This window comes from Bradyrhizobium sp. LVM 105, from assembly GCF_003957705.1.
Lineage (GTDB): Bacteria > Pseudomonadota > Alphaproteobacteria > Rhizobiales > Xanthobacteraceae > Bradyrhizobium > Bradyrhizobium frederickii.
The window spans coordinates 83745-104235 of the sequence record NZ_QZMV01000008.1 but is presented as its reverse complement, the minus strand read 5'-3'; the positions used below and the strand labels follow the sequence as shown (position 1 = coordinate 104235).

18 protein-coding genes are annotated in these 20491 nt (G+C 65.0%); 1 reads left to right on the top strand and 17 read right to left on the bottom strand.

Annotated elements, in window-relative coordinates:
• Positions 1-117: 117 nt before the first annotated feature.
• From D6B98_RS22580 to D6B98_RS40050, 12 genes are all read right to left on the bottom strand, one after another.
• Entirely contained in the window at positions 118-1284 is a 1167-nt protein-coding gene (locus D6B98_RS22580; RefSeq protein WP_126259119.1) for a serine hydrolase, read from the bottom strand.
• Between the two features lie 230 nt (positions 1285-1514).
• Positions 1515-2687 carry a thiolase family protein gene (locus tag D6B98_RS22575; RefSeq protein ID WP_126259118.1) on the bottom strand — a complete coding sequence of 391 codons (1173 nt, stop codon included), beginning with the start codon at positions 2685-2687 and terminating at the stop codon, positions 1515-1517.
• Between the two features lie 205 nt (positions 2688-2892).
• Entirely contained in the window at positions 2893-4482 is a 1590-nt protein-coding gene (gene serA, locus D6B98_RS22570) for a phosphoglycerate dehydrogenase (RefSeq protein ID WP_126259117.1), read from the bottom strand.
• Between the two features lie 216 nt (positions 4483-4698).
• Positions 4699-5871 carry a phosphoserine transaminase gene (locus D6B98_RS22565; protein ID WP_126259116.1) on the bottom strand — a complete coding sequence of 391 codons (1173 nt, stop codon included), beginning with the start codon at positions 5869-5871 and terminating at the stop codon, positions 4699-4701.
• Between the two features lie 79 nt (positions 5872-5950).
• Positions 5951-6142, bottom strand: coding sequence for a hypothetical protein (locus D6B98_RS22560; protein ID WP_245481442.1), 192 nt, complete (start codon positions 6140-6142; stop codon positions 5951-5953).
• 172 nt (positions 6143-6314) lie between these two features.
• Positions 6315-6773, bottom strand: a complete 459-nt coding sequence (locus D6B98_RS22555) for a GNAT family N-acetyltransferase (RefSeq protein ID WP_126259114.1) — start codon at positions 6771-6773, stop codon at positions 6315-6317.
• Positions 6774-6788: 15 nt separating this feature from the next.
• Positions 6789-7379, bottom strand: coding sequence for a glutathione S-transferase family protein (locus D6B98_RS22550; protein ID WP_126259113.1), 591 nt, complete (start codon positions 7377-7379; stop codon positions 6789-6791).
• 75 nt (positions 7380-7454) lie between these two features.
• Entirely contained in the window at positions 7455-8282 is an 828-nt protein-coding gene (locus tag D6B98_RS22545) for an outer membrane protein (RefSeq protein ID WP_205680516.1), read from the bottom strand.
• A gap of 167 nt (positions 8283-8449) precedes the next feature.
• Positions 8450-9280 carry an outer membrane protein gene (locus D6B98_RS22540; protein ID WP_126259112.1) on the bottom strand — a complete coding sequence of 277 codons (831 nt, stop codon included), beginning with the start codon at positions 9278-9280 and terminating at the stop codon, positions 8450-8452.
• Positions 9281-9517: 237 nt separating this feature from the next.
• On the bottom strand, positions 9518-10765 hold the full coding sequence (locus D6B98_RS22535; protein ID WP_164718790.1) for an MFS transporter: 1248 nt from the start codon (positions 10763-10765) through the stop codon (positions 9518-9520).
• A 279-nt stretch (positions 10766-11044) separates the two neighbouring features.
• Positions 11045-12388 carry a phosphoglucosamine mutase gene (glmM, locus tag D6B98_RS22525; protein WP_126259109.1) on the bottom strand — a complete coding sequence of 448 codons (1344 nt, stop codon included), beginning with the start codon at positions 12386-12388 and terminating at the stop codon, positions 11045-11047.
• A 221-nt stretch (positions 12389-12609) separates the two neighbouring features.
• The gene (locus D6B98_RS40050) at positions 12610-12777 is read right to left on the bottom strand and encodes a hypothetical protein (protein ID WP_164718789.1); all 168 of its coding nucleotides are present in this window, start codon (positions 12775-12777) and stop codon (positions 12610-12612) included.
• Positions 12778-12910: 133 nt separating this feature from the next.
• On the opposite strand from D6B98_RS40050, the gene D6B98_RS22520 reads away from it, so the two are divergent.
• Entirely contained in the window at positions 12911-14047 is a 1137-nt protein-coding gene (locus D6B98_RS22520) for an alpha-hydroxy acid oxidase (protein ID WP_126259108.1), read from the top strand.
• A 120-nt stretch (positions 14048-14167) separates the two neighbouring features.
• Here D6B98_RS22520 and D6B98_RS22515 read toward each other — a convergent pair whose 3' ends face one another.
• The 5 genes from D6B98_RS22515 to D6B98_RS22490 form a co-directional block, all read right to left on the bottom strand.
• Positions 14168-14794 carry a hypothetical protein gene (locus D6B98_RS22515; protein ID WP_126259107.1) on the bottom strand — a complete coding sequence of 209 codons (627 nt, stop codon included), beginning with the start codon at positions 14792-14794 and terminating at the stop codon, positions 14168-14170.
• Between the two features lie 65 nt (positions 14795-14859).
• Positions 14860-15699, bottom strand: coding sequence for a shikimate dehydrogenase (locus tag D6B98_RS22510; RefSeq protein ID WP_126259106.1), 840 nt, complete (start codon positions 15697-15699; stop codon positions 14860-14862).
• Between the two features lie 112 nt (positions 15700-15811).
• Entirely contained in the window at positions 15812-17554 is a 1743-nt protein-coding gene (locus D6B98_RS22505; protein WP_126259105.1) for a SulP family inorganic anion transporter, read from the bottom strand.
• Positions 17555-17660: 106 nt separating this feature from the next.
• The gene (locus tag D6B98_RS22500; protein ID WP_126259104.1) at positions 17661-17933 is read right to left on the bottom strand and encodes a helix-turn-helix domain-containing protein; all 273 of its coding nucleotides are present in this window, start codon (positions 17931-17933) and stop codon (positions 17661-17663) included.
• A gap of 331 nt (positions 17934-18264) precedes the next feature.
• A complete protein-coding gene (locus D6B98_RS22490) occupies positions 18265-20313 on the bottom strand; it encodes an elongation factor G (RefSeq protein ID WP_126259102.1) in 2049 nt (682 codons plus the stop codon).
• Positions 20314-20491: the final 178 nt, after the last annotated feature.

The window sequence follows — 20491 nt, the reverse complement described above, 5'->3', positions numbered from 1 at the left end:
GCTTTAGGTTGTTGTTTAAGCATGATCTTTTCGGAAAACCGCTGCGCACTTTTCCGGATCGTGCTTTAGCAGGATCGTGCGTCATCCTATCGTCGAAAGGACGAGCCCGGACCTGGGTCAGCTCGACGACAAACCAGCCTCGACCTCGGCGTTCAGAAGAGTGGACATGATTTTCTGCCCCACGGGTCGTGCGAGGCTGCCGGCGGACAGAACCACCACGCCATTGCTTGACGGAGCGTTTGCGCCGTTCTGAACCCAGCTCTCAAATCCCATCCACGAGCTGAAGCCCGGGACGCCGCCGTCTTTCGACAGGACACGTCCTGCCGCGCCCGCGATCTTCGGAAAGAACCATCCAATTCCGACCGTGGGCCCCTGCGCCTGCACCTGGCAGGTGCCCGTCGTACCGCATTTGCCGCGGGCCGGGCTGGCCTGCTGCTGCATCTGCAGGATGGCGAATTCCGTTGGTGAAGGCTGCAATTGACCCATGTTGTAGAGCAGCCATTGAAGCATGTCAGAGGCGCAGCTGACGATCGCTCCGCTTCCGAACTCCATCGTCGGGCACGGCTTATAGCTCTGACCTATCTCGAAAGGCTGCGTGCCGTTATACCCACACGCCATGCCGGGTACTTGGCTCGTATTGAACAACGCGGTGTTGCCCATGCCGAGATCCGCGCCCAGCACGGCGAGTTGCGCGTTGTACTCGTCATAGACGTCGACGTAGGGGTTCTGCGGGTTGAAACCGGCAATCGCCAGCAGCGACCATGCAAGGTTCGAATACGTGTAGCACTGGCCCGCGGGGCAGATCCAGGCCGAGTGCTGCCCACTGTTGAACCAATCGACGAGATCGGCGAGATTCTGCAGGTTACCGGGCGGGCAGAATTGTCCCCGCGGATCGGGGGGTTCGCCATTGTCCTGGGGAAATCCAGAGGCATAAGTGACGATGTCGGCCACCGGAATTCCGCTGATCGCTGCCGGCAGCGAAATCGAGGGCATGCAGGACCCAACCGTATTTCCTTCATATGTGCCCTGAAGGCTGTAGAAAATTCTGGACGTGAAGACTTTTGAAATGGATCCGATTTCGAACAGAGTAGTTGGCAGCTTCGCAGCGCTCACGACATCATGGTTTGAGTCCCAGACTTCAATCTCAGAAGGAGAGAAGAACTTTGCAGAGGGGACGCCGGAGCCGTCAAAATCCGTGAAGACGTAGACTGCCATTCCCATGTGATCGCTGACGGCGGCGTCTATGATGGCTTGAATCGCCAAGCTCGGGTCCGAAAAGGCCACTTGCGCCCCTCCCCATGACAAGCTGCATCGCCAGCAAGCTCTAGCATCTTTCAGATCGGTTGTCTTTATGAGAATAGAACCGTAGAGGTTGATCGCGCGACCTGGTGATGAAGTGTGGTCCAAAGTCTCGCTGGGTTGCCCACCCGAGACGTCAGGCACCGCGGATTCTCGCGCTCAAATAAAAAGGGCACGGCTTGCGCCGTGCCCTTTCGCATTCCTGTCGCCCGGTCTCAGCTGTAGATCTCGAACAGGCCGGCGCCGCCCTGGCCGCCGCCGATGCACATGGTGACGACGCCCCACTTGGCCTTGCGGCGGGCGCCCTCCTGCAAGAGGTGGCCGGTGAGACGGGCGCCGGTCATGCCGAAGGGATGGCCGATCGCGATCGAGCCGCCGTTGACGTTGTACTTGGCGGGATCGATGCCGAGCTGGTCGCGGCAGTACAGGCACTGGCTGGCAAAGGCCTCGTTGAGCTCCCACAGATCGATGTCGTCGATCTTGAGGCCGGTGCGCTTCAAGAGCTTCGGAATCGCGAACACCGGGCCGATGCCCATCTCGTCGGGCTCGCAGCCGGCGGTGGCCCAGGCGACGAAGCGGCCGAGCGGCTTCAGGCCGCGCTTCTCGGCGTCCTTGGCTTCCATCAGCACCACGGCAGCGGCGCCGTCGGAGAGCTGGCTGGCATTGCCGGCGGTGACGAACTTGCCGGGCCCCTTCACCGGCTCGAGCTTGGCGAGACCTTCCAGCGTGGTCTCGGGCCGGTTGCACTCGTCGCGGTCGACGACGTAGTCGACGATGCTCTCGGCCTTGGTCTGCTTGTCGACGACCTTCATCCTGGTCTTCATCGGGACGATCTCGTCCTTGAACTTGCCGGCCTGCTGCGCCGAAGCCATGCGGCGCTGCGACTCCAGCGAGAACTCGTCCTGGTATTCGCGGCTGAGCTTGTAGCGCTCGGCGACGATGTCGGCGGTGTCGATCATGGCCATGAAGATGTCGGGGGCGACCTTGAGCAGATCAGGATCGACCGATTCCTTCGGCGTGCCGCCGCCGGGGATCGAGATGCTCTCGACGCCGCCGGCGACGATGCAGTCGGCACCGTCGGAGCGGATCGAGTTGGCGGCCATCGCGATGGTCTGCAGCCCCGAGGAGCAGAAGCGGTTGACCGAGACGCCGGCCGTGGTCTTCGGCAGGCCGGCGAGCAGCGCGGCCTGGCGCCCGATGTTCGGCGCGCCATGGGCGCAATTGCCGAGATAGCAATCCTCGACATAGTCCTTGTCGACGCCGGCGCGGTCGACCGCGTGCTTGATGGCATGGGCCGCGAGCGACATCGGCGGCGTGATGTTGAACCCGCCGCGGCCGGATTTCGCGAGGCCCGTGCGCGCATAGGAAACGATGACGGCTTCACGCATGTGTTTCTCCCTGATCGAACGATTTTGAACGGAGCGTAGTTACGAGGCGTTCTGGGCGCCATTGGTACACAAAGTCAGCAGATCGCGGGAAAATAAAAACGCCGCCCCCGGTGATGGAGGCGGCGTTGTTCCGCGGGTCGGAATATCAATGTGAGCGTCAGGCGTGGATGGCCGGGACAAGCCCGGCCATGACGACGGTGAGCGTTCAGAACGTCAGTGCCTTGACCTGCTTGACCTGCGGCAGCGCCTGCACCTTGGCGAGCAGGTCGGCCGGCACCGCGCCATCGACCTCGACGAGGGCGATGGCATCGCTGCCGGGCGCGACGCGGCCGAGATGGAAGGTGGCGATGTTGAGCTTGGCGTCGCCGAGCAGGCTCGCGAACCTGCCGATGAAGCCCGGCTTGTCCTCGTTGGTCACGTAGATCATCGACTTGCCGAACTCGGCGTCGACCCGGATGCCCTTGATGTCGACGAGGCGCGGCTTGCCGTCGGCATAGACGGTGCCCGAGACCGACCGTTCCTGCCGCTCGGTGGTGACGGTGACGGTGATCAGGCTCTCATAGTCGCTCTGGGCGGCGCGCACGATCTCGTCCACCACCATGCCGCGCTCCTTGGCGACGACGGGCGCGGACACGACGTTGACCTCGCCCAGCATCGGGCGCAGAAGGCCGGACAGCACGGCCGAGGTGATCGCCTTGATCTTCATCTCGGCGACGTGGCCCTCATAGGTGATCTCGACCTTGAGAATGCCGCTCTCGGTGAGCTGGCCGGCGAACGAGCCAAGCTTCTCGGCGAGCGAGATGAACGGCTTCAGCTTCGGCGCTTCTTCCGCCGTGATCGAGGGGAAGTTGACCGCGTTCGAGATCGCGCCGGTGAGCAGATAATCCGACATCTGCTCGGCGACCTGCAGCGCGACGTTCTCCTGCGCTTCGGTGGTGGAGGCGCCGAGATGCGGCGTGCAGATCACGTTGGGATGGCCGAACAGCACGTTCTTGGTCGCGGGCTCCTCGACGAAGACGTCGAAGGCGGCGCCGGCGATGTGCTTGGAGTTGAGCGCATCGACCACCGCCTGCTCGTCGACGAGGCCGCCGCGGGCGCAGTTGATCAGGCGCACGCCCTTCTTCATCTTGGCGATCGCGGCCGCGTCGATGATGTTCCTGGTCTTCTCGGTCAGCGGCGTGTGCAGCGTGATGAAGTCGGCGCGCCTGAGCAGGTCGTCGAGCTCGACCTTCTCGACGCCGATGTCCTTGGCGCGCTCCGGCGACAGGAACGGGTCGAACGCGATCACCTTCATGCGCAGGCCGAGCGCGCGGTCGGCGACGATCGAGCCGATATTGCCGCAGCCGACGACGCCCAGCACCTTGCCGGTGATCTCGACGCCCATGAAGCGGTTCTTCTCCCACTTGCCGGCCTGGGTCGAGGCATCGGCCTGCGGAATCTCGCGGGCGAGCGCCAGCATCAGGGTGATGGCGTGCTCGGCGGTCGTGATCGAATTGCCGAACGGCGTGTTCATCACGATGATGCCCTTGGCCGTGGCGGCGGGGATCTCGACGTTGTCGACGCCGATGCCGGCGCGGCCGATCACCTTGAGGTTGGTCGCCCTCTCCAGGATCTTGGCGGTCGCCTTGGTCGCCGAGCGGATCGCAAGCCCGTCATAATTGCCGATGATCTCGGCGAGCTTGTCCTTGTCCTTGCCGAGATTGGGCTGGAAGTCGACCTCGACACCGCGGTCTTTGAAGATCTGAACGGCAGCGGGCGAGAGCGCGTCGGAGATGAGAACTTTGGGTTTGGTCATGGGGATGTGTCCTTCACCGTCCCTGAGAGGATCGGCCCGAGGGCCGGAAATGCGTGAGTGACTTGGAAGCGTCTTGCTCTCCCTCTCCCCGTTCTTACGGGGAGAGGGCTGGGGTGAGGGGCAGCCACAGGCGAGGTACTCGTGGAGAGAGCCCCTCACCCGGATCGCTGCGCGACCCGGCCTCTCCCCGTAAGAACGGGGAGAGGCGAAGAAAACTCACGCCGCCTTGGGCAGAGCGGCCTTGGTTTCGGCGAAGGCCCAGTCGATCCACTGCGTCAGCAGTTCGACATCCTTTGCTTCGACGGTGGCGCCGCACCAGATGCGCAGGCCGGCCGGCGCATCGCGGTAATAGGCGAAGTCGAAGCCGGCGCCTTCCTTCTCGACGAGGGCGACCAGCTTCTTGGAGAACTCGGCTTGCGCGTCCTCGGACAGCGAGGTGATCGCGGGATCGGTGAATTTGAGGCACACCGAGGTGTTGGAGCGGATCGAAGCGTCCTTGGCCAGGAAGTCGATCCAGGGCGTCTTCGCCTTCCAGTCGGCGAGCACCTTGGTGTTGGCGTCGGCACGCGCGATCAGCGCCTTGAGGCCGCCGATCGACTTGGCCCAGTTCAGCGCATCGAGATAATCCTCGACGCAGAGCATCGACGGCGTGTTGATGGTCTCGCCGACGAAGATGCCCTCGTTGATCTTGCCGCCCTTGGTCATGCGAAAGATCTTCGGCAGCGGCCAGGCCGGCTTGTAGGTCTCGAGCCGTTCCACCGCGCGGGGCGACAGGATCAGCATGCCGTGCGCGGCTTCACCGCCGAGCGCCTTCTGCCAGGAGAAGGTGACGACGTCGAGCTTGGCCCAGTCGAGCGGCTGCGCAAAGGCTGCGGACGTCGCGTCGCAGATGGTCAGGCCTTCGCGGGTCGCGCTGATCCAGTCGGCGTTCGGCACCCGTACGCCGGAGGTGGTGCCGTTCCAGGTGAAGACGACGTCGCTCTTGGGATCGACCTTGGAGAGATCGGGGATTTCACCATAGGCTGCGTTGAGCTTGGTGACGTCCTTGAGCTTCAATTCCTTGACGATGTCGCTGACCCAGCCTTCGCCGAAGGATTCCCAGGCGAGCGTGGTGACGGGCTTTGCTCCGAGCAGCGACCACAGCGCCATCTCGACCGCGCCGGTATCCGAGGCCGGCACGATGCCGATGCGGTAATCGGCGGGCACCTCGAGCACTTCGCGCGTCAGATCGATCGCGAGCTTGAGCTTGGTCTTGCCGACCTTCGCGCGATGCGAGCGGCCGAGCGCTGCGTCCTTGAGATTTTGGGCGTTCCAGCCGGGGCGCTTGGCACAGGGGCCGGAGGAGAAATGCGGCACGGTCGGCCGCGAAGCGGGCTTCGCTACAGTCATCGTCTACCCTTCCAGATAGTAAGCCTCCCGTTGGGGGGAGGTGTCCCGCCGCGGCTGATACGGGAATCGGGCAGAGCAGTCAAGGAAGTTCCGGCGTCTCACGCTGGGGTGAAGGCGCATCCGGTGCGATATCGGGGGATTCCACGACCGCGAGCGCATTCAGCAAGTCCGTGGCCTCGCTGATCAATTGCGCGGCCCGGCGGCGGCTGCCGACTTTCAAAATGCATTTGTCGTTGGCCTGCACGACGTAATCGTTGCCGACCTTGATCATGGAATAGCTTGTCATCGAAATCCCCGAACCGACCGAGCCCGGTTTCTGACGCTGCCTAGCACCGTTCGTTCCTTCATCAACGTGAACGACCGGCGGGTAGTTTACCGGCTCTTAACACGAACGAATGCGCGCCCTGAATTTGCTGATTGTGCAACGCTCGCGCGATGCTGCCTCAAAAGCGGACGGTCATACCGACGTGGCTCGCCGTGAATCCAAGTCGCTTGTAGAAGCGCTGCGCGTCGGTTCGCGTGTGGTGCGTCAGCAATTCGACCAGATTGCAGCCGCGTGCCTTGGCCTCTGCCACCGCCCATTGCACCAATTGCTCGCCGATGCCGCGGCTGCGACAATCGGTGGCAACGCGCACGTCCTCGAGCAGGCCGCGACTGCCGCCTTGCGAGCTGATGCCCGGCAGGATCGCGAGTTGCAGGCAGCCGACCACCCTGCCCTCGCTCTCGGCCACCACGAGCGCGAGGTTCGGATCGCGCTGGACCCGCGCGAACGCGTCGTAATAGGCGGCGGGCAACGGATCCTCGACGCGCTCGCGCGCGCGGCCGAGATGATCGTCTGCCAGCATCGCCACGATCGCGGGAACGTCGTCGCGGCGGGCGCTGCGAATCGAGACGGTGCTCATGTCGAAACTCCAACCTCAGCGCGCCGGCGGAAGACCGAGAAACGCTTCGACGTCGCCGATCCAGCGGCGGACGGAAGCATAGCGGTCGAGGTCGAAGCCGCCTTCGTGCGCCACGCGGGTATAGGCGAGCAGCGAGATGTCGGCGAGCGAAACCGCTTCGCCGGCGAAGAAACGGCTGGCCGCCAGATGCTGCTCCATGCGGTCGAGTGCCGCATAGCCGCGCTTGACCTTCTCGGGGTCGAGCTCGGATGCGTCCTTGCCGAGATAGACGAGCAGGAAGCGGCACACCGCGATATAGGGCTCGTGGCTGTACTGCTCCCAGAACAGCCATTCATCCATCTTCGCGGCCGTAAAGGCGTCGCGCGGAACGAGCGCGCTGTCGCGGGCGAGATAGCGGATGATGGCGTTGGACTGCGCCAGCGTGCGGCCGTCGTCGAATGCGACCGTGGGCACCTGGCCGGCGCCGTTCATCTCGAGGAATTGCGGCGTGCGCGTCTCGCCCTTGCGGGTGTCGATCTCGACCCACCGGTAGGGCAATGCGAGATGATCGCAGACCCACTTCACCTTCAGACAGTTTCCGGAATTGCTGTCGCCGTAGACCTTCATCGCTGCCGCCCCGCTATGGAGCGACAGAGCATCAGGACGGAGCGAAACTGTCAACCGCGGCGCGGCGACCTTGCGTCAGAACTTGTAGCCGAGGCCGGCGCGGACGGTGTTGATGCTGGTGTCGACCTGGGCGGCGAAGCGAATGTATTCGTACTCCGCGCGCATGAACAGGCCGCCGACCAGATTGACATCGACACCGACACCGGCCGTGTAGCCGTAGATCAGGTGACTATGCTGGGCATCGGTCGAGCTCAACGGCGCCAGCGGCGTGTAAATCCCAAACTGGGTCGGACTGACGCGATCCTGCACGTTGACGGTACGTATGATGTCGGCATTGCCGAGCGCGAGACCCCCGAACATGTAGGGCAGGAAGCATCCCCATGCGTAAGCGGCGCGGCCGCGGAACGTTCCGATGTCGCTGATGCTGATCGAAGACGTGGATGTCGCCGTGACATCATGGAAATTGCCGTCTGCCAGAGCGGTGGCGCTGACGCGCCTTTCGCTGGCCGACGTCATCCCCCCGAACTTGCCGTGCAGCCAGCTCACTTCGATGCCCATCACGACATCGTCCCATTGCGCGTTGTAGCCGACGAAGGCGCCGTAACCGGTCGTGCGCTGCGAGGCTTTGCCCAGTCCGAGATTCCACTGGGACACGCCCATCGAGCTCTCGATCAGCGTATCCGCCAACAAGGCTGCCATCATGTTGCTGGTCGAGCCGTTGAAGTTCTCGTCGGACGAGCCATAGCCGGCCTGCGCTCCGATATACGAGCCCTGCCAGTTGACGGCCGATCTCGTCAGCCCGTCGGTGAAGCTGCCGCGCAGGATCGGCAGGTCAGGCATATCGGCCGCGTGCGCGGCAGACACCGTCCCCAACATCGCTGCCGCCAACAAAAGCCCACGCATCGCAACGCTCCATCGGACTCGAACTGTTGCGATGATCATGGCCCGTTAACCTTAACCAATGGTTGCGTGAGCCGCCTTCGCCGCTGCTCGCCATGAAAAATACGCAAAGCAAAACGGCGCGGGTTGCTCCCGCGCCGTTAAGAAAGCTTAAGCGATGAGGCTTGCGATCAGCCTTTGGTGACGAGCGGCGGCGGCGCGTAGACCGGCGGGCTGTTGAGATCCCAGCGCACGCCGAGCTTGACGTCGTGCGAGGTGAGCTCCTTGATCTTGATCGTGGTCGGGCCCGAGGCGCTGTTGTCGAAAAGGCGGTAATTGCCGGGCGCTGCGTCGCCGAGGTTCATGTAGCTGTAGGCCAGTTCGACCGTGAACCCGGGATTGACCTTGTAGGCGAGGCCCGCGTGAGCGGCCCAGGCAAAATTCCACTTTCCGTTGTCGGCGAAGTAGGCGACGCTGTTGTTGAGCAACGGGCTGTACGACACGCCGTCGTCGCGGAAGCCGCTGATCTTGTTATAGGAACCGCCGACACCCGCGCCGATGAACGGAGTGATGCACCACCAGGTGCCGAGATCGACATAGGCGTTGGCCATGACGACCCATTCGGACTTGCTGCCGCTGTAATTGTTGGAGCCGACGAAGCCGGGCCCGATGACGTTGTCGGCACCGTGCAGGTTGGCCTTGCCGCGATACTGGCCGATCACGTCGCCGCGGAACCAGTTGTTGAAGCGATAGCCGACGCCGAGACCGAACAGCGGCGAGGAGTCGAAGCCGAGGCCTTCCGTCGTCTTCGAATACCCGGCCGGCAGGGCGCTCTCGATGCGCTTGGCGCTCTGGTTGGTCATGCCGATGTCGCCGCGCAGATACCAGCCGCCGAAGTCGGCCGGCGGAGCGGGCGGCGAGTACATGGGAGGGGGTGCCGCGATCGGCATGTCCGCGGCGAAAGCCATCGACGAGATCAGGGTTGCCGCACCCGCGGCAAGGAGAGACTTAACGCTACGCATTGGCTTCGTCCTTTTGGCCGGTGAGGCAAATACACAGGCCTCACGTTCTGGAAACTCACGGAGCGGACGATGCCAGCAAATGTTTAAGCGCCACTTAACCCTAATTTTTAAGGTTGATTTTTTCTCACCGCTCGCGTGCACGGCACGTGAGCGTTGCAGGAACGCCGCATCAAGTGCGGCAACTTGGCCGCAATTGCTAACGATCCGTGAACGTGGGCTGCAGCGAGAGAGGGCGCGTTAACGCGTGTGCCGCGGCAGCTTGGGCAGGAACACCGCAAGCAAGCCGATCGCCGGCAGATAAGCGCAGACCTGGTAGACGAACTCGATCGAGGTGTGGTCGGCGAGCTTGCCGAGCACGGCGGCCCCGAGGCCCCCGATGCCGAAGGCGACGCCGAAGAACACGCCGGAGATCATGCCGAAACGATGCGGCACCAGCTCCTGTGCGAACACGATGATCGACGACGTCGTCGAGGAGATGATCAGGCCGATGACGATGCTGAGCACGGCGCTGGCAGCGAGCCCGGCATAGGGCAATGCCAGCGTGAACGGCAGCGCGCCGAGGATCGACATCCAGATCACGATCTTGCGGCCGAAGCGATCCCCGAGCGGGCCACCGAGAAACGCGCCGACCGCGTTCGCCGCCAGGAAGATGAACAGGTAGATCTGCGCGGCCTGCGTCGACACGCCGAAGCGGTCGATCAAATAGAAGATGTAGTAGCTCGACAGGCTCGATACGTAGAGCTGCTTCGAGAACAGCAGCGCCACCAGCACGAGCAGCGCGACGGCGACGCGGCGCGAGCTCGGCGCGTCGGGATGGGCTTGAACCGGCGCCATCTTCTTCGCCTTGATCTGCGGCGCGTACCAGCGACCGATGCGCCACAGGATGAGGATCGCCAGGAACGCGATCGAGGAGAACCAGGCGATGCTGCCCTGCCCGAACGGCACCACGATCAGCGCCGCCAGCACCGGCCCCATCGAGGTGCCGAAGCTGCCGCCGAGCTGGAACACCGATTGCGCAAAGCCGTAGCGGCCGCCGGAGGCGAGCCGCGCGATGCGCGCGGACTCCGGGTGAAACACCGCCGAGCCGAGGCCAACCAGCGCGGCGGCGACGAGGATGACGAGATATTGCTGCGCCGCGCTGAGCAGCAGCAGGCCGAAGAAGGTCGAGGCCATGCCGATCGCCAGCGAGTAGGGCTGCGCCTTCTTGTCGGTGTAGTGCCCGACCACGGGCTGCAGCAGCGAGGCCGTGAACTGGAAGGCCAGCGTGATCATGCCGATCTGCGCGAAATCGAGCGCGTAGGTGTCCTTCAGGATCGGATACACCGAGGCGATCAGCGACTGCATGGTGTCGTTGAGGAAGTGCGAGAAGCTGATGCCGGCGAGCACGATATAGGCCGGACCCGCCGCCTTGGCGGCCGGCGCCACGTCAGCGACGACGACGGGCTCGGTCAGCGTTTCCTCTGAGACGACGACAGGCTTGTTCAATGCAGCGATCCCGGCGCGGCGAACCGCCGCATCCGCTAGTTACGATGCAAGCGGCGGTCGAACCACCCTCAATCGTCGATGGCTGGGATGCGTGGGTGTTCTCGTCGCTTACCCTCCCCTGGAGGGGGAGGGTCGGCTCATGTTGAGCGAAGCGAGACATGAGACGGGGTGGGGTGACGGTCTCTCCGCATCCCACAGTGCCCGAGTGGAGAGATCACCCCACCCCGCTCGCGCTTCGCGCGATCGACCCTCCCCCTCCAGGGGAGGGTAAGAAAAACATCAAGCCGCGGCCTGGCCCAGCGCGGTGACGATGGTGTCGACGACGTCCTCGACCAGGATGCGGTCCTCGCCCTCGCCCATGACGCGGATCACCGGCTCGGTGCCGGAGGAGCGGATCAGCAGGCGGCCGTGGCCGTTGAGCCGCTTCTCGCCGTCGGAGATCGCCAACTTGACGTCGGAATCGTCGAGCGGCTTGCCGCCCTTGTGGCGGACGTTCTTGAGGATCTGCGGCAGTGGATCGAAGCGGTGGCAGACCTCGGACACGGGGCGGCGCAGCTTCTGCACCACCGCCAGCACCTGCAACGCGGCCACGAAGCCGTCGCCGGTGGTGGCGTAGTCGGACAGGATGATGTGGCCGGACTGCTCGCCGCCGAGATTGTAGCCGCCGCTCAGCATCTGCTCGAGCACGTAGCGGTCGCCGACCGGTGTGCGGACGAGATCGAGCCCCTGCCCGTTCAGGAAGCGCTCGAGCCCGAGATTGGACATCACGGTGGCGACGATGCCCGGCCGCGACAGCCGGCCGTCTTCCTTCCAGCTCTGTGCAATGACCGCGAGCAGCTGGTCGCCGTCGACGATATGGCCGCGCTCGTCGACCAGGATGACGCGATCGGCATCGCCGTCGAGCGCGATGCCGATGTCGGCGCGCATCTCGCGCACCTTCTTCGACAGCGCTTCCGGCGAGGTCGAGCCGCATTCCTTGTTGATGTTGAAGCCATCGGGCTCGACACCGATCGGCACGACGTCGGCGCCGAGCTCCCACAGCGCTTCCGGCACCACCTTGTAGGCGGCGCCGTTGGCGCAATCGACCACGACGCGCAGACCGTCGAGCGACAGATCGCGCGGCAGCGTGCGCTTGGCGAATTCGATGTAGCGGTCGTGCACGCCGTCGATACGGCGGGCGCGGCCCAAGCTCGCACTCTGTGCCAGCCTCTTGTCGAGCGATTCGTCGAGCAGCTGCTCGATTTGCCTCTCGACGTCGTCGGAGAGCTTGAAGCCCTGCGGGCCGAACAGCTTGATGCCGTTGTCCTCGAACAGATTGTGCGACGCCGAGATCATGACGCCGAGATCGGCGCGCATCGACTTGGTCAGCATCGCGACCGCAGGCGTCGGCATCGGGCCGACCAGCAGCACATCCATGCCGACCGAGGTGAAGCCGGCGACCATCGCGTATTCGATCATGTAGCCCGAGAGGCGGGTGTCCTTGCCGATCACGACACGGTGGCGGTGGTCACCGCGCTGAAACGCAAGGCCTGCGGCCTGGCCGACCTTGAGCGCGAGCTCCGGCGTGATCAGTCCGTTGGCGCGGCCCCGAATCCCGTCCGTCCCGAAATATTTGCGGCTCATAATCGTCCCCCAACGCAACGATCAGGGAATCCCCTCGACAACCACGGGCTGCCCGAACAGGCCCCGCATCCCTGATTTGCTGGGGTCTTATAATGCCTGCACGGCTAACTTGGCTTCAAGAAATATGATAAATCATTACGGAACCAGGTCCGCCGCGATTCCGATAACGTCTTGTTAACACTCCAGTTCCCGAGAGAGTGCCGGAACCAGACGGACCGGCCCTAGCCGCTGCGTTTGACGCGGCCGTCCTCCCGGCTCGGCGCCGGCTGGGTGACGTTGACGGGGTCGGAGCCCGGAAAGGTCTCTTCCAGCCCCTCTTCCAGCGCTTCCTCGAGATCATGCTTTTCCTTGATCTCTTCCGGTGAAGGTCCGGCGTGCGGCTTGGTCATGGCGGCCTCCTGCAAAACCTTCCGCAAACGATTTGGCTGTGCATCCAACCATGCTAGATGACCTCGAAATCTTCCGATGCAAGCCTCTTAGGTAGCAAGACTTTTGGGTACAAGACGGGCCGGGGAAACGAGCATGAAACATATCACCTGTATCGACGATCTTCGCGCCCTGCATAAGCGCCGCGTGCCGAAGGCGTTCTTCGACTATTGCGACCGCGGCTCCTATGCCGAGGAGACGCTGCGCGCCAACCGCGAGGACATGCAGGCGATCAAGTTCCGCCAGCGCATCCTGGTCGACGTCTCCAAGCGCGACACCTCGACCACGATCCTCGGCGAGCCCTCGACCATGCCGCTGATGCTGGCGCCCGTCGGCCTGCTCGGCATGCAGCACGGCGACGGCGAGATCCACGCCTGCCGCGCCGCGCAGGCCGCCGGTATCCCGTTCACGCAATCGACCATGTCGATCTGCTCGATCGAGGACATCGCCGCCAGCGTCGAGAAGCCGTTCTGGTTTCAGCTCTACGTCATGAAGGACCGCGGCTTCATCAAGGAATTGATCCAGCGTGCGATCGCGGCCAAGTGCAGCGCGCTGGTGCTGACCGTGGACCTGCAGGTGATCGGCCAGCGCCACGCCGACATCAAGAACGGCATGACGGTACCCCCCGAATGGTCGCTGTCGAAGCTGCTGGATTTCGCCAGCAAGCCCAGCTGGGTCTCCGGCGTGCTGCAGGGCAAGCGCCGCACCTTCGGCAACATTGCAGGTCACGTGAAGAACACCGAGGATCTCAACCGCCTTGCCGAATGGACCGCCTCGCAGTTCGACACGTCGCTGAGCTGGAAGGACGTCGAGTGGGTCCGCAGCATCTGGCCGGGCAAGCTGATCATCAAGGGCATCCTCGACGTCGAGGACGCCGAGGAAGCCGCCAAGACCGGCGCGCAGGCCCTCGTCGTGTCCAACCATGGCGGCCGTCAGCTCGACGGCGCGCCGTCCTCGATCGAGGTGCTGCCCGAGATCGCCGATGCGGTCGGCGACAAGATGGAGATCATGTTCGACGGCGGCATCCGCTCCGGCCAGGACGTGATGCGCGCGCTCGCGCTCGGCGCAAAATCCTGCATGATCGGCCGCGCCTATGCCTATGGCCTCGGCGCCGGCGGCCAAGCCGGCGTCGCCAAGGCGATCGACATCATCCAGAAGGAGCTGCTCACCACCATGGGCCTGTGCGGCGTCAACCGGATCGACGAGATCGACGATCATATCATCGCGGTGTGAGCGCGGAGACTGTGCCGTAGGGTGGGCAAAGCGAAAGCGTGCCCACCACCTTTCGCCGAGCGAGAAAAGACGTGGGCACGGCGCTGGCGCGCCTTTGCCCGCCCTACGATTGCCCCCTTCTCACATCGGCGGCGTCAGGCCGTCGCGGCCGACGCTGACGCGGTTGGTCTCGAACGAGCCGTCGGGCAATTGCTTGATGAAAGCGATGACCTTGGCACCTGGCTTCAGCTCGGATTTGTCGCTCGGCACGAAGGTCACCACCGGCGTATCGTCCGCGACGAACACCTTCTTCTCGCCGTCCTTGTACTTGACCAGCAGCGTATGACCGTCATTGCCGACGACGCTTTCCGCCACCGTCGCATTGGTCATGCTGGAGTTGGGCTTGAGGTCATAGGGCCGCGAGCCCTCGCCGGTGCCGCGCATGCTCTCCGGAAACACATGCACCTCGACGGCGGCCTGGCCGCCGTCCGGTCCCGGCACCGTAGTCGCGCCGACGAAGGAGCCGACCTTGATGTCGGCGAGCGAGATCTTCGTGATCCCTGACACCTTCAGGTCGGGAGCGATGCGGAGCTTGACGTCCTCGCCGCTGCGCGACTTGACCTGCATCGTGTCGCCGTTGACGGCTTCGATGGTGCCGCGCACGCGCGTCGGCACCGGCGCCCTCTGGGCGAAGGCGCCGTAAGTCGATATGGCCACCATCGCGACGGCGATCAGCGGACGGGTGAAGGTTGCGCGTTGAATGGTCATTTCGGTCTCCGATTGTCCCTACGGGGTGGAACTCCGGAGATGGGGTGCTATTCGCTGCGTCCCTCTCAAGTCTTTGTGAGATCGGCCTCGACCAACGCGCGCAGCTCGGCCGTGACCTCGGGCCTCCGGCCGAACCACAGTTCGAAGCCGCGCACCGCCTGATGCAGCAGCATGCCGAGCCCGTCGGCGGTCCTCAGGCCGCGCGCTGCTGCGGCAGCGAGCAGCGGCGTCACCAGCGGGACATAGACGAGGTCGGCAACGACGGCCGCCTGCGGCAGGCGCGCGACATCGACATCGAGTGACGGCTGGCCGTGCATGCCGAGCGAGGTCGTGTTCACGAGAAGTTTTGCGCGCGGCAGGACGTCGTTGATGCCATCCCATTTTACGGCATGCACGTTGGGCCCGAACTGCCTTGCCAGCGCCTCGGCCCGCGCGACGGTGCGATTGGCAAGATGCACGCGATTGATGCCGCGTTCGAGCAACCCGAACACGACCGCACGCGAGGAGCCGCCGGCGCCCAGCACCAGCGCCTCCTCGGCCGCCTCCCAGCCGGGCGCGCTGGCGTCGAGATTGCCAATGAAGCCTTCGACGTCGGTATTGGTCGAGTGCAGCTCGCCATCGGCAAACCACAGCGTGTTGGCCGCGCCCACGGCCCTGGCGCGGGCGTCGGGCGTCGACAGCGCCAGCACGCTCTCCTTGTGCGGGATGGTGACGTTGGCGCCGACGAAGCCGCGCAGCGACAGCCGCAGCACGAAATCGCGCAGGTCCTCGGGCGGAACCGCCTCGATGACGTAGCCACCTTCGATGCCCAGCGTGCGCAGCCAGTAATGATGGATCAGCGGCGAGCGCGAATGCGCGGCCGGCCATCCGATCAGACAGGCTGCAGGCGTCCTGGGCGCGGTCATTTTTCCCTCGGGGTCGTATTCCGAGGCGATCCATTTCGCGTCGCGCCCGCTCTGTCAAGCGCATGGGCGCCACAGCGCCGCTCAGGCCGGCCGGCGCGGGAAAGCCGTGCCGTCAGCTCGCGGCAGCCTCAGCGCTTGCTCCGCCCTTGATGTCGGCGATGGCGCGCTCGAGACTCGTGCGATAGCGCGCACGCGGCGGCGTCACGCCATGGGTGAGCAGCACGCGGCGGACCGCGGGCGAAGCGCCCGTGATGAACAGCTTGATGCCCTCGCGGTGCGCCTTGGCGGCGACGCGGCCGAGCACATTGGCCGCCGTCGAATCCAGGAACGGCACCGCGGCGAAGTCGACCACGAAGGCCTTGCGCTTGTCGGCGACGGCGTCGAGCACCTCTCCGATCGCGGAGGCCGCGCCGAAGAAGAACGCACCGGTGATGCGATAGACCAGCACGTCGCGGTCGACCGCAAGCGTGGAATCGTAGGGAACGCGGTCGCCATTGCCGTCGTCGGGGCGATCGGCGGCGGCCAGCGGCGTGCGTTCCTCGATGCCCGCCATCTCCGCCATGCGATGGATGAACAGCACCGCGCCGAGCGCGAAGCCGACCAGGATGCCTTCGGTCAGGTCGCGGAAGATCGTCAGCAGGAAGGTCGCGAGCAGCACGACGGCATCGCCCCATGACGAGCGCAGCAAAGTGCCGAACTCATGCTTCTCCGCCATGGTCCAGGCCACCACGACCAGCACCGAGGCGAGCGCGGCGAGCGGGATGTAGCTCGCAAGCGGCGCCGCAATCAGCATGAACAGCAGCAGGAAGACCGCGTGCAGCATGCCCGCGAGCGGCCCGCGGGCGCCGGCGCGGATGTTGGTGGCGGTGCGCGCGATCAGGCCGGTGACGCAGATGCCGCCGAACAGCGCCGAGCCGATATTGGCCGCACCTTGCGCCACCAGCTCGCAATTGGAGCGGTGACGGCGCCCGGTCATGCCGTCGGCGACCACCGCAGACAGCAGCGATTCGATCGCGGCCAGCAGCGCGAACGCGATCGCGTCGGGCAGCACGGCGGTCGCCTTCGCAACCGAGAACGCGGGCAAGGCTGGCGAGGGCAATTCGCGCGGAATGCCGCCGAAGCGCGAGCCGATGGTCTCGACCGGCAGCGAGAACGCCGCGCACACGACGGCCGCGAACACGACCGCGATCAGGATACCGGGCCAGGACGGCCGCCAGATCCGCAAAGCCGCGATCATGGCGACACTGACGACGGCGACCGCGACCGCGGATGGATTGAGGGTATCGAGGCCGCCGGCGAGCGCGAGCAGCTTCGGCACGAATTCGCTGGGCTCCTTGCCCGCGAGCGTGATGCCCGAGAGATCGCGGAGCTGGCTGGCGAAGATGATCACGGCGATTCCGGCGGTGAAGCCGACCGTCACCGGATAGGGAATGAACTTGATGTAGGTGCCGATCCGCAACAGCCCCGCGGCGATCAGGAACAGGCCCGCCATCATGGTGGCGAGGACGACGCCGTCGACGCCATGGCGCTCCGCGGTCGCAGCGACCAATACGATGAACGCGCCGGCGGGGCCGCCGATCTGGAACCGGCTGCCGCCGAGCAGCGAGGCGATGAAGCCGCCGACCACGGCGGTGTAGAGGCCGCGGTCCGGCGTCACGCCCGAGGCGATCGCGATCGCCATCGACAGCGGCAGCGCCACGATCGCAACCGTCAGGCCCGCGAAGACGTCGGCGCGGAAATCCTCGAGGCCGTAGCCTTCACGCCAGACGGTGACGAGCTTCGGCAGATACAGTTCGGCAAAGGTCGGCTGACGCGGCTGGTGCAGCCGGCCCGCGTGATCGCTTGTGATGCTCATCTCAGCAAATTGCTCCGCTGCCCCTCGATGCTCCGAAGCATCGTGCGTCCCGTGTTGCGACCGTTGCGCTAGCCGATCTTGATCCCGAGCACGATCAACGCCCCGATCATGCTCCGACACGGCGCGGCGGTCCGGGCTCCTTCAGGCGAACGCCACGCCCGCCGCTGTCGCTGCGGACCTGCTCGCCGATCAGCTCGACGCCGGCCCGCTCGAACGCCTCGACCACCTTGATCAGGGTCTCGACCACGCCACGCACATTGCCGGTCGAGGCCTCCATCCGCTGGATGGTCGGCAACGACACACCGGCAAGCTCGGCCAGGGTTTTCTGGTCAATGCCGAGCAGCGCGCGGGCTGCCCGCATCTGGAACGACGTGATCACCGCGGCCTCACTTACCAGCAGTTATAAATGATATCTGAGATGTATACAATGATACAAAATACATCATAAAGCGACGAGCGCAAGTGGCGGCCCATCTGTCTCCTCCGTCATTGCGAGGAGCTCTTGCGACGAAGCAATCCAGAGTCTCTCCGCGGAGGGATTCTGGATTGCTTCGCTGCGCTCGCAATGGGCGCCGGCGTCGGCCTGAATGAGACGCCGCGCGCGCGGAGGCAGCCCCTCTCACCCCACCCTCTCCCCGCAAGAACGGGGAGAGGGCGTGAGAGAGCGGTGCCTCCCTTACTGCGCGTTCCTCACCGCGCGAGCGACAGATTCACGCCGCGTGTTGATGCGCGGCGATAATCTGGTCGGCGGCGCGGCCGGTGACCTCGGCCATGTGATCGAACTGGCGCGTGAAGCTGCCGGCGCCGGCGGTGGCCGAGCGCAGCTCCACGATCAGTTCGCCGATCTCGGCTTCCGGCATCATGGCGCGGACGCAGTCCCAGCCGCTCCAGCCCTCGCGGGTGTCGAAGCCGAGGATCTGGCCGCGCCGCGCCGACAGGATCGCGTTGATCTTGGCGGTGGCTTCGGTCGGGCAGACGATCTCGACCACGTGGATCGGCTCCAGCAGCACCGGCTGGCATTGCGGCAGGCCTTCGTTGAGCCCGATCCGCGCCGCCGTGCGGAAGGCGAGGTCGGAGGAGTCGACGCTGTGATAGGAGCCGTCGGTCAGTGTCACCTCCACGTCGGTGACGGGGAAGCCGAGCGGACCGCGCGCCAATCCGTCGACGACGCCTTCTTCGACCGCCGGGATGTAGTTGCGCGGCACGGCGCCGCCCACCACCTTCTCGGCGAACTTGAAGCCGTTGCCGCGCGGCAGCGGCTTGATGTCGAGCACGACATCGCCGAACTGGCCGTGGCCGCCGGACTGCTTCTTGTGACGCCCGCGCTGGGTGATCGACTTGCGGATGGTCTCCTGGTAGCCGATCCCGGGCGGATGCGAGGTGACCTTGACGCCGAAGCGGTCGCGCAGCCGCTCGCCGGCGACACGCAAATGCATTTCGCCCTGCCCCCACAAGACAGTGTCGTGGGTCTGGGCATTCTGCACGACGACCAGGGAGGGATCCTCCTCGTGCAGCCGCGCCATCGCCTGGCCGAGCTTGACGTCGTCCTTGCGATCGGTGGCCGCGATCGAAATCGCGAGCACCGGCGGCGTCGGCTCGATCGTGATCAATGCCGCGGGCGGCGCCTTGCCGTTCGAGACCGTGTCGCCGGTCTTGATCGGATCGAGCTTGGCAAGCGCCACCGTGTCGCCGGCATCTGCCGCGGCGCGCTTGGTGTCGTAGGCACCGTTGACGGCGAGGATGCCTGAGATCCGCCCCACGCCGCCGGAGGACGATTGCAGCGTGGCACCGTCGTCGAGATGGCCGGCGAGCAGCCGCGTCAGCGACAGCTTTCCGCCATGCTGCGAATGCAGCGTCTTGAACACATAGCCGAGCGCGTCCTTGGTCTCGGGCACACCGAGGCGCTTTGCGGTCTCTGCGATGCCGGGCGCCTCGTGACGCAGCGCCTTCATCAGGCGCAGCACGCCGTTCTCGCGCGCGGCGGCGCCCAGCAGCACCGGACAGATCAGCCCGTCGCGCAATTCGCGGGCGAGATCGTCGAACACGGCATCGCGCGGCGGCTGGATGTCTTCGAGCAATTGCTCCATCAGCGCATCGTCGTGATCGGCGAGCTTCTCCAGCATCGAGAAACGGGCTTCCTTCTCGCGATCGAGATCGCCGCCTTCGAGCGCGACCACCTCGGAGGCTTTGTGCTCGCGATAGATGAAGGCGCGCTCCAGCGCGAGGTCGACGAAGCCCTCGATCAGTTCGTCCTTCCAGATCGGGATCTGGCGCAGCACCAGCGGCACGCGGGAGGCGGGCTGCAGCATCGCGAGCGTCTCGCGGATGCGCTGGCTGGCGCGGTCGATCTTGTTGAGAAACAGGAAACGCGGGATCTTCAGCTCCTCCAGCTCGCGCAGGATGATCTGAAGCTGCGGCAGCTTCTTCTCGTCGGCCTCGCAGACCACGATCGCCGCATCGATTGCGGGCAGCGCGGCGCGCATGTCGTGGGCGAATTCGACGGACCCGGGACAATCGAGGAAGGTGTAGCTGTCGCCCATGAAACTCGTGGTGGCGGCAGTCAGCCCGACGGTCATCTTGTGATGACGGGCCTCTGGCGTGGCGTCGCCGACGGAAGTTCCGGCATCGACGCTGCCGGCGCGCGGGATTGCGCCCGTTCGCGCCAATATGGCTTCGAGAAGTGTGGTTTTACCGCTTTGGAAAGGGCCCACCAGCGCGATGCACCGTGGACCTCGGGGACTTCTGACGTCTTGTCCCATTCGCCGCCTCCTTTGATGTGGAGCTCGGCCCTTGATTGGGTCGGCAAACGCAGATGCTCTGCCCCTCCCCGAGATTTGGCAAGCAGCAAACGTCGCTGCGCTGCGTCGGCAGTTAGATCAAGTCTTATAGTGCCTGATGCAGTCCGTGTTCCGCCTCTCCCCGGCGGGAGAGGCGAAC

Excerpts from the sequence above, each read along its gene's own strand:
- D6B98_RS22575 (WP_126259118.1), bottom strand. The coding sequence starts at position 2,687 with ATGCGTGAAGCCGTCATCGTTTCCTATGCGCGCACGGGCCTCGCGAAA.
- serA (WP_126259117.1), bottom strand. The coding sequence starts at position 4,482 with ATGACCAAACCCAAAGTTCTCATCTCCGACGCGCTCTCGCCCGCTGCC.
- D6B98_RS22565 (WP_126259116.1), bottom strand. The coding sequence starts at position 5,871 with ATGACTGTAGCGAAGCCCGCTTCGCGGCCGACCGTGCCGCATTTCTCC.
- D6B98_RS22560 (WP_245481442.1), bottom strand. The coding sequence starts at position 6,142 with ATGATCAAGGTCGGCAACGATTACGTCGTGCAGGCCAACGACAAATGC.
- D6B98_RS22555 (WP_126259114.1), bottom strand. The coding sequence starts at position 6,773 with ATGAGCACCGTCTCGATTCGCAGCGCCCGCCGCGACGACGTTCCCGCG.
- D6B98_RS22550 (WP_126259113.1), bottom strand. The coding sequence starts at position 7,379 with ATGAAGGTCTACGGCGACAGCAATTCCGGAAACTGTCTGAAGGTGAAG.
- D6B98_RS22545 (WP_205680516.1), bottom strand. The coding sequence starts at position 8,282 with ATGCGTGGGCTTTTGTTGGCGGCAGCGATGTTGGGGACGGTGTCTGCC.
- D6B98_RS22540 (WP_126259112.1), bottom strand. The coding sequence starts at position 9,280 with ATGCGTAGCGTTAAGTCTCTCCTTGCCGCGGGTGCGGCAACCCTGATC.
- glmM (WP_126259109.1), bottom strand. The coding sequence starts at position 12,388 with ATGAGCCGCAAATATTTCGGGACGGACGGGATTCGGGGCCGCGCCAAC.
- D6B98_RS40050 (WP_164718789.1), bottom strand. The coding sequence starts at position 12,777 with ATGACCAAGCCGCACGCCGGACCTTCACCGGAAGAGATCAAGGAAAAG.
- D6B98_RS22520 (WP_126259108.1), top strand. The coding sequence starts at position 12,911 with ATGAAACATATCACCTGTATCGACGATCTTCGCGCCCTGCATAAGCGC.
- D6B98_RS22515 (WP_126259107.1), bottom strand. The coding sequence starts at position 14,794 with ATGACCATTCAACGCGCAACCTTCACCCGTCCGCTGATCGCCGTCGCG.
- D6B98_RS22510 (WP_126259106.1), bottom strand. The coding sequence starts at position 15,699 with ATGACCGCGCCCAGGACGCCTGCAGCCTGTCTGATCGGATGGCCGGCC.
- D6B98_RS22505 (WP_126259105.1), bottom strand. The coding sequence starts at position 17,554 with ATGAGCATCACAAGCGATCACGCGGGCCGGCTGCACCAGCCGCGTCAG.
- D6B98_RS22490 (WP_126259102.1), bottom strand. The coding sequence starts at position 20,313 with ATGGGACAAGACGTCAGAAGTCCCCGAGGTCCACGGTGCATCGCGCTG.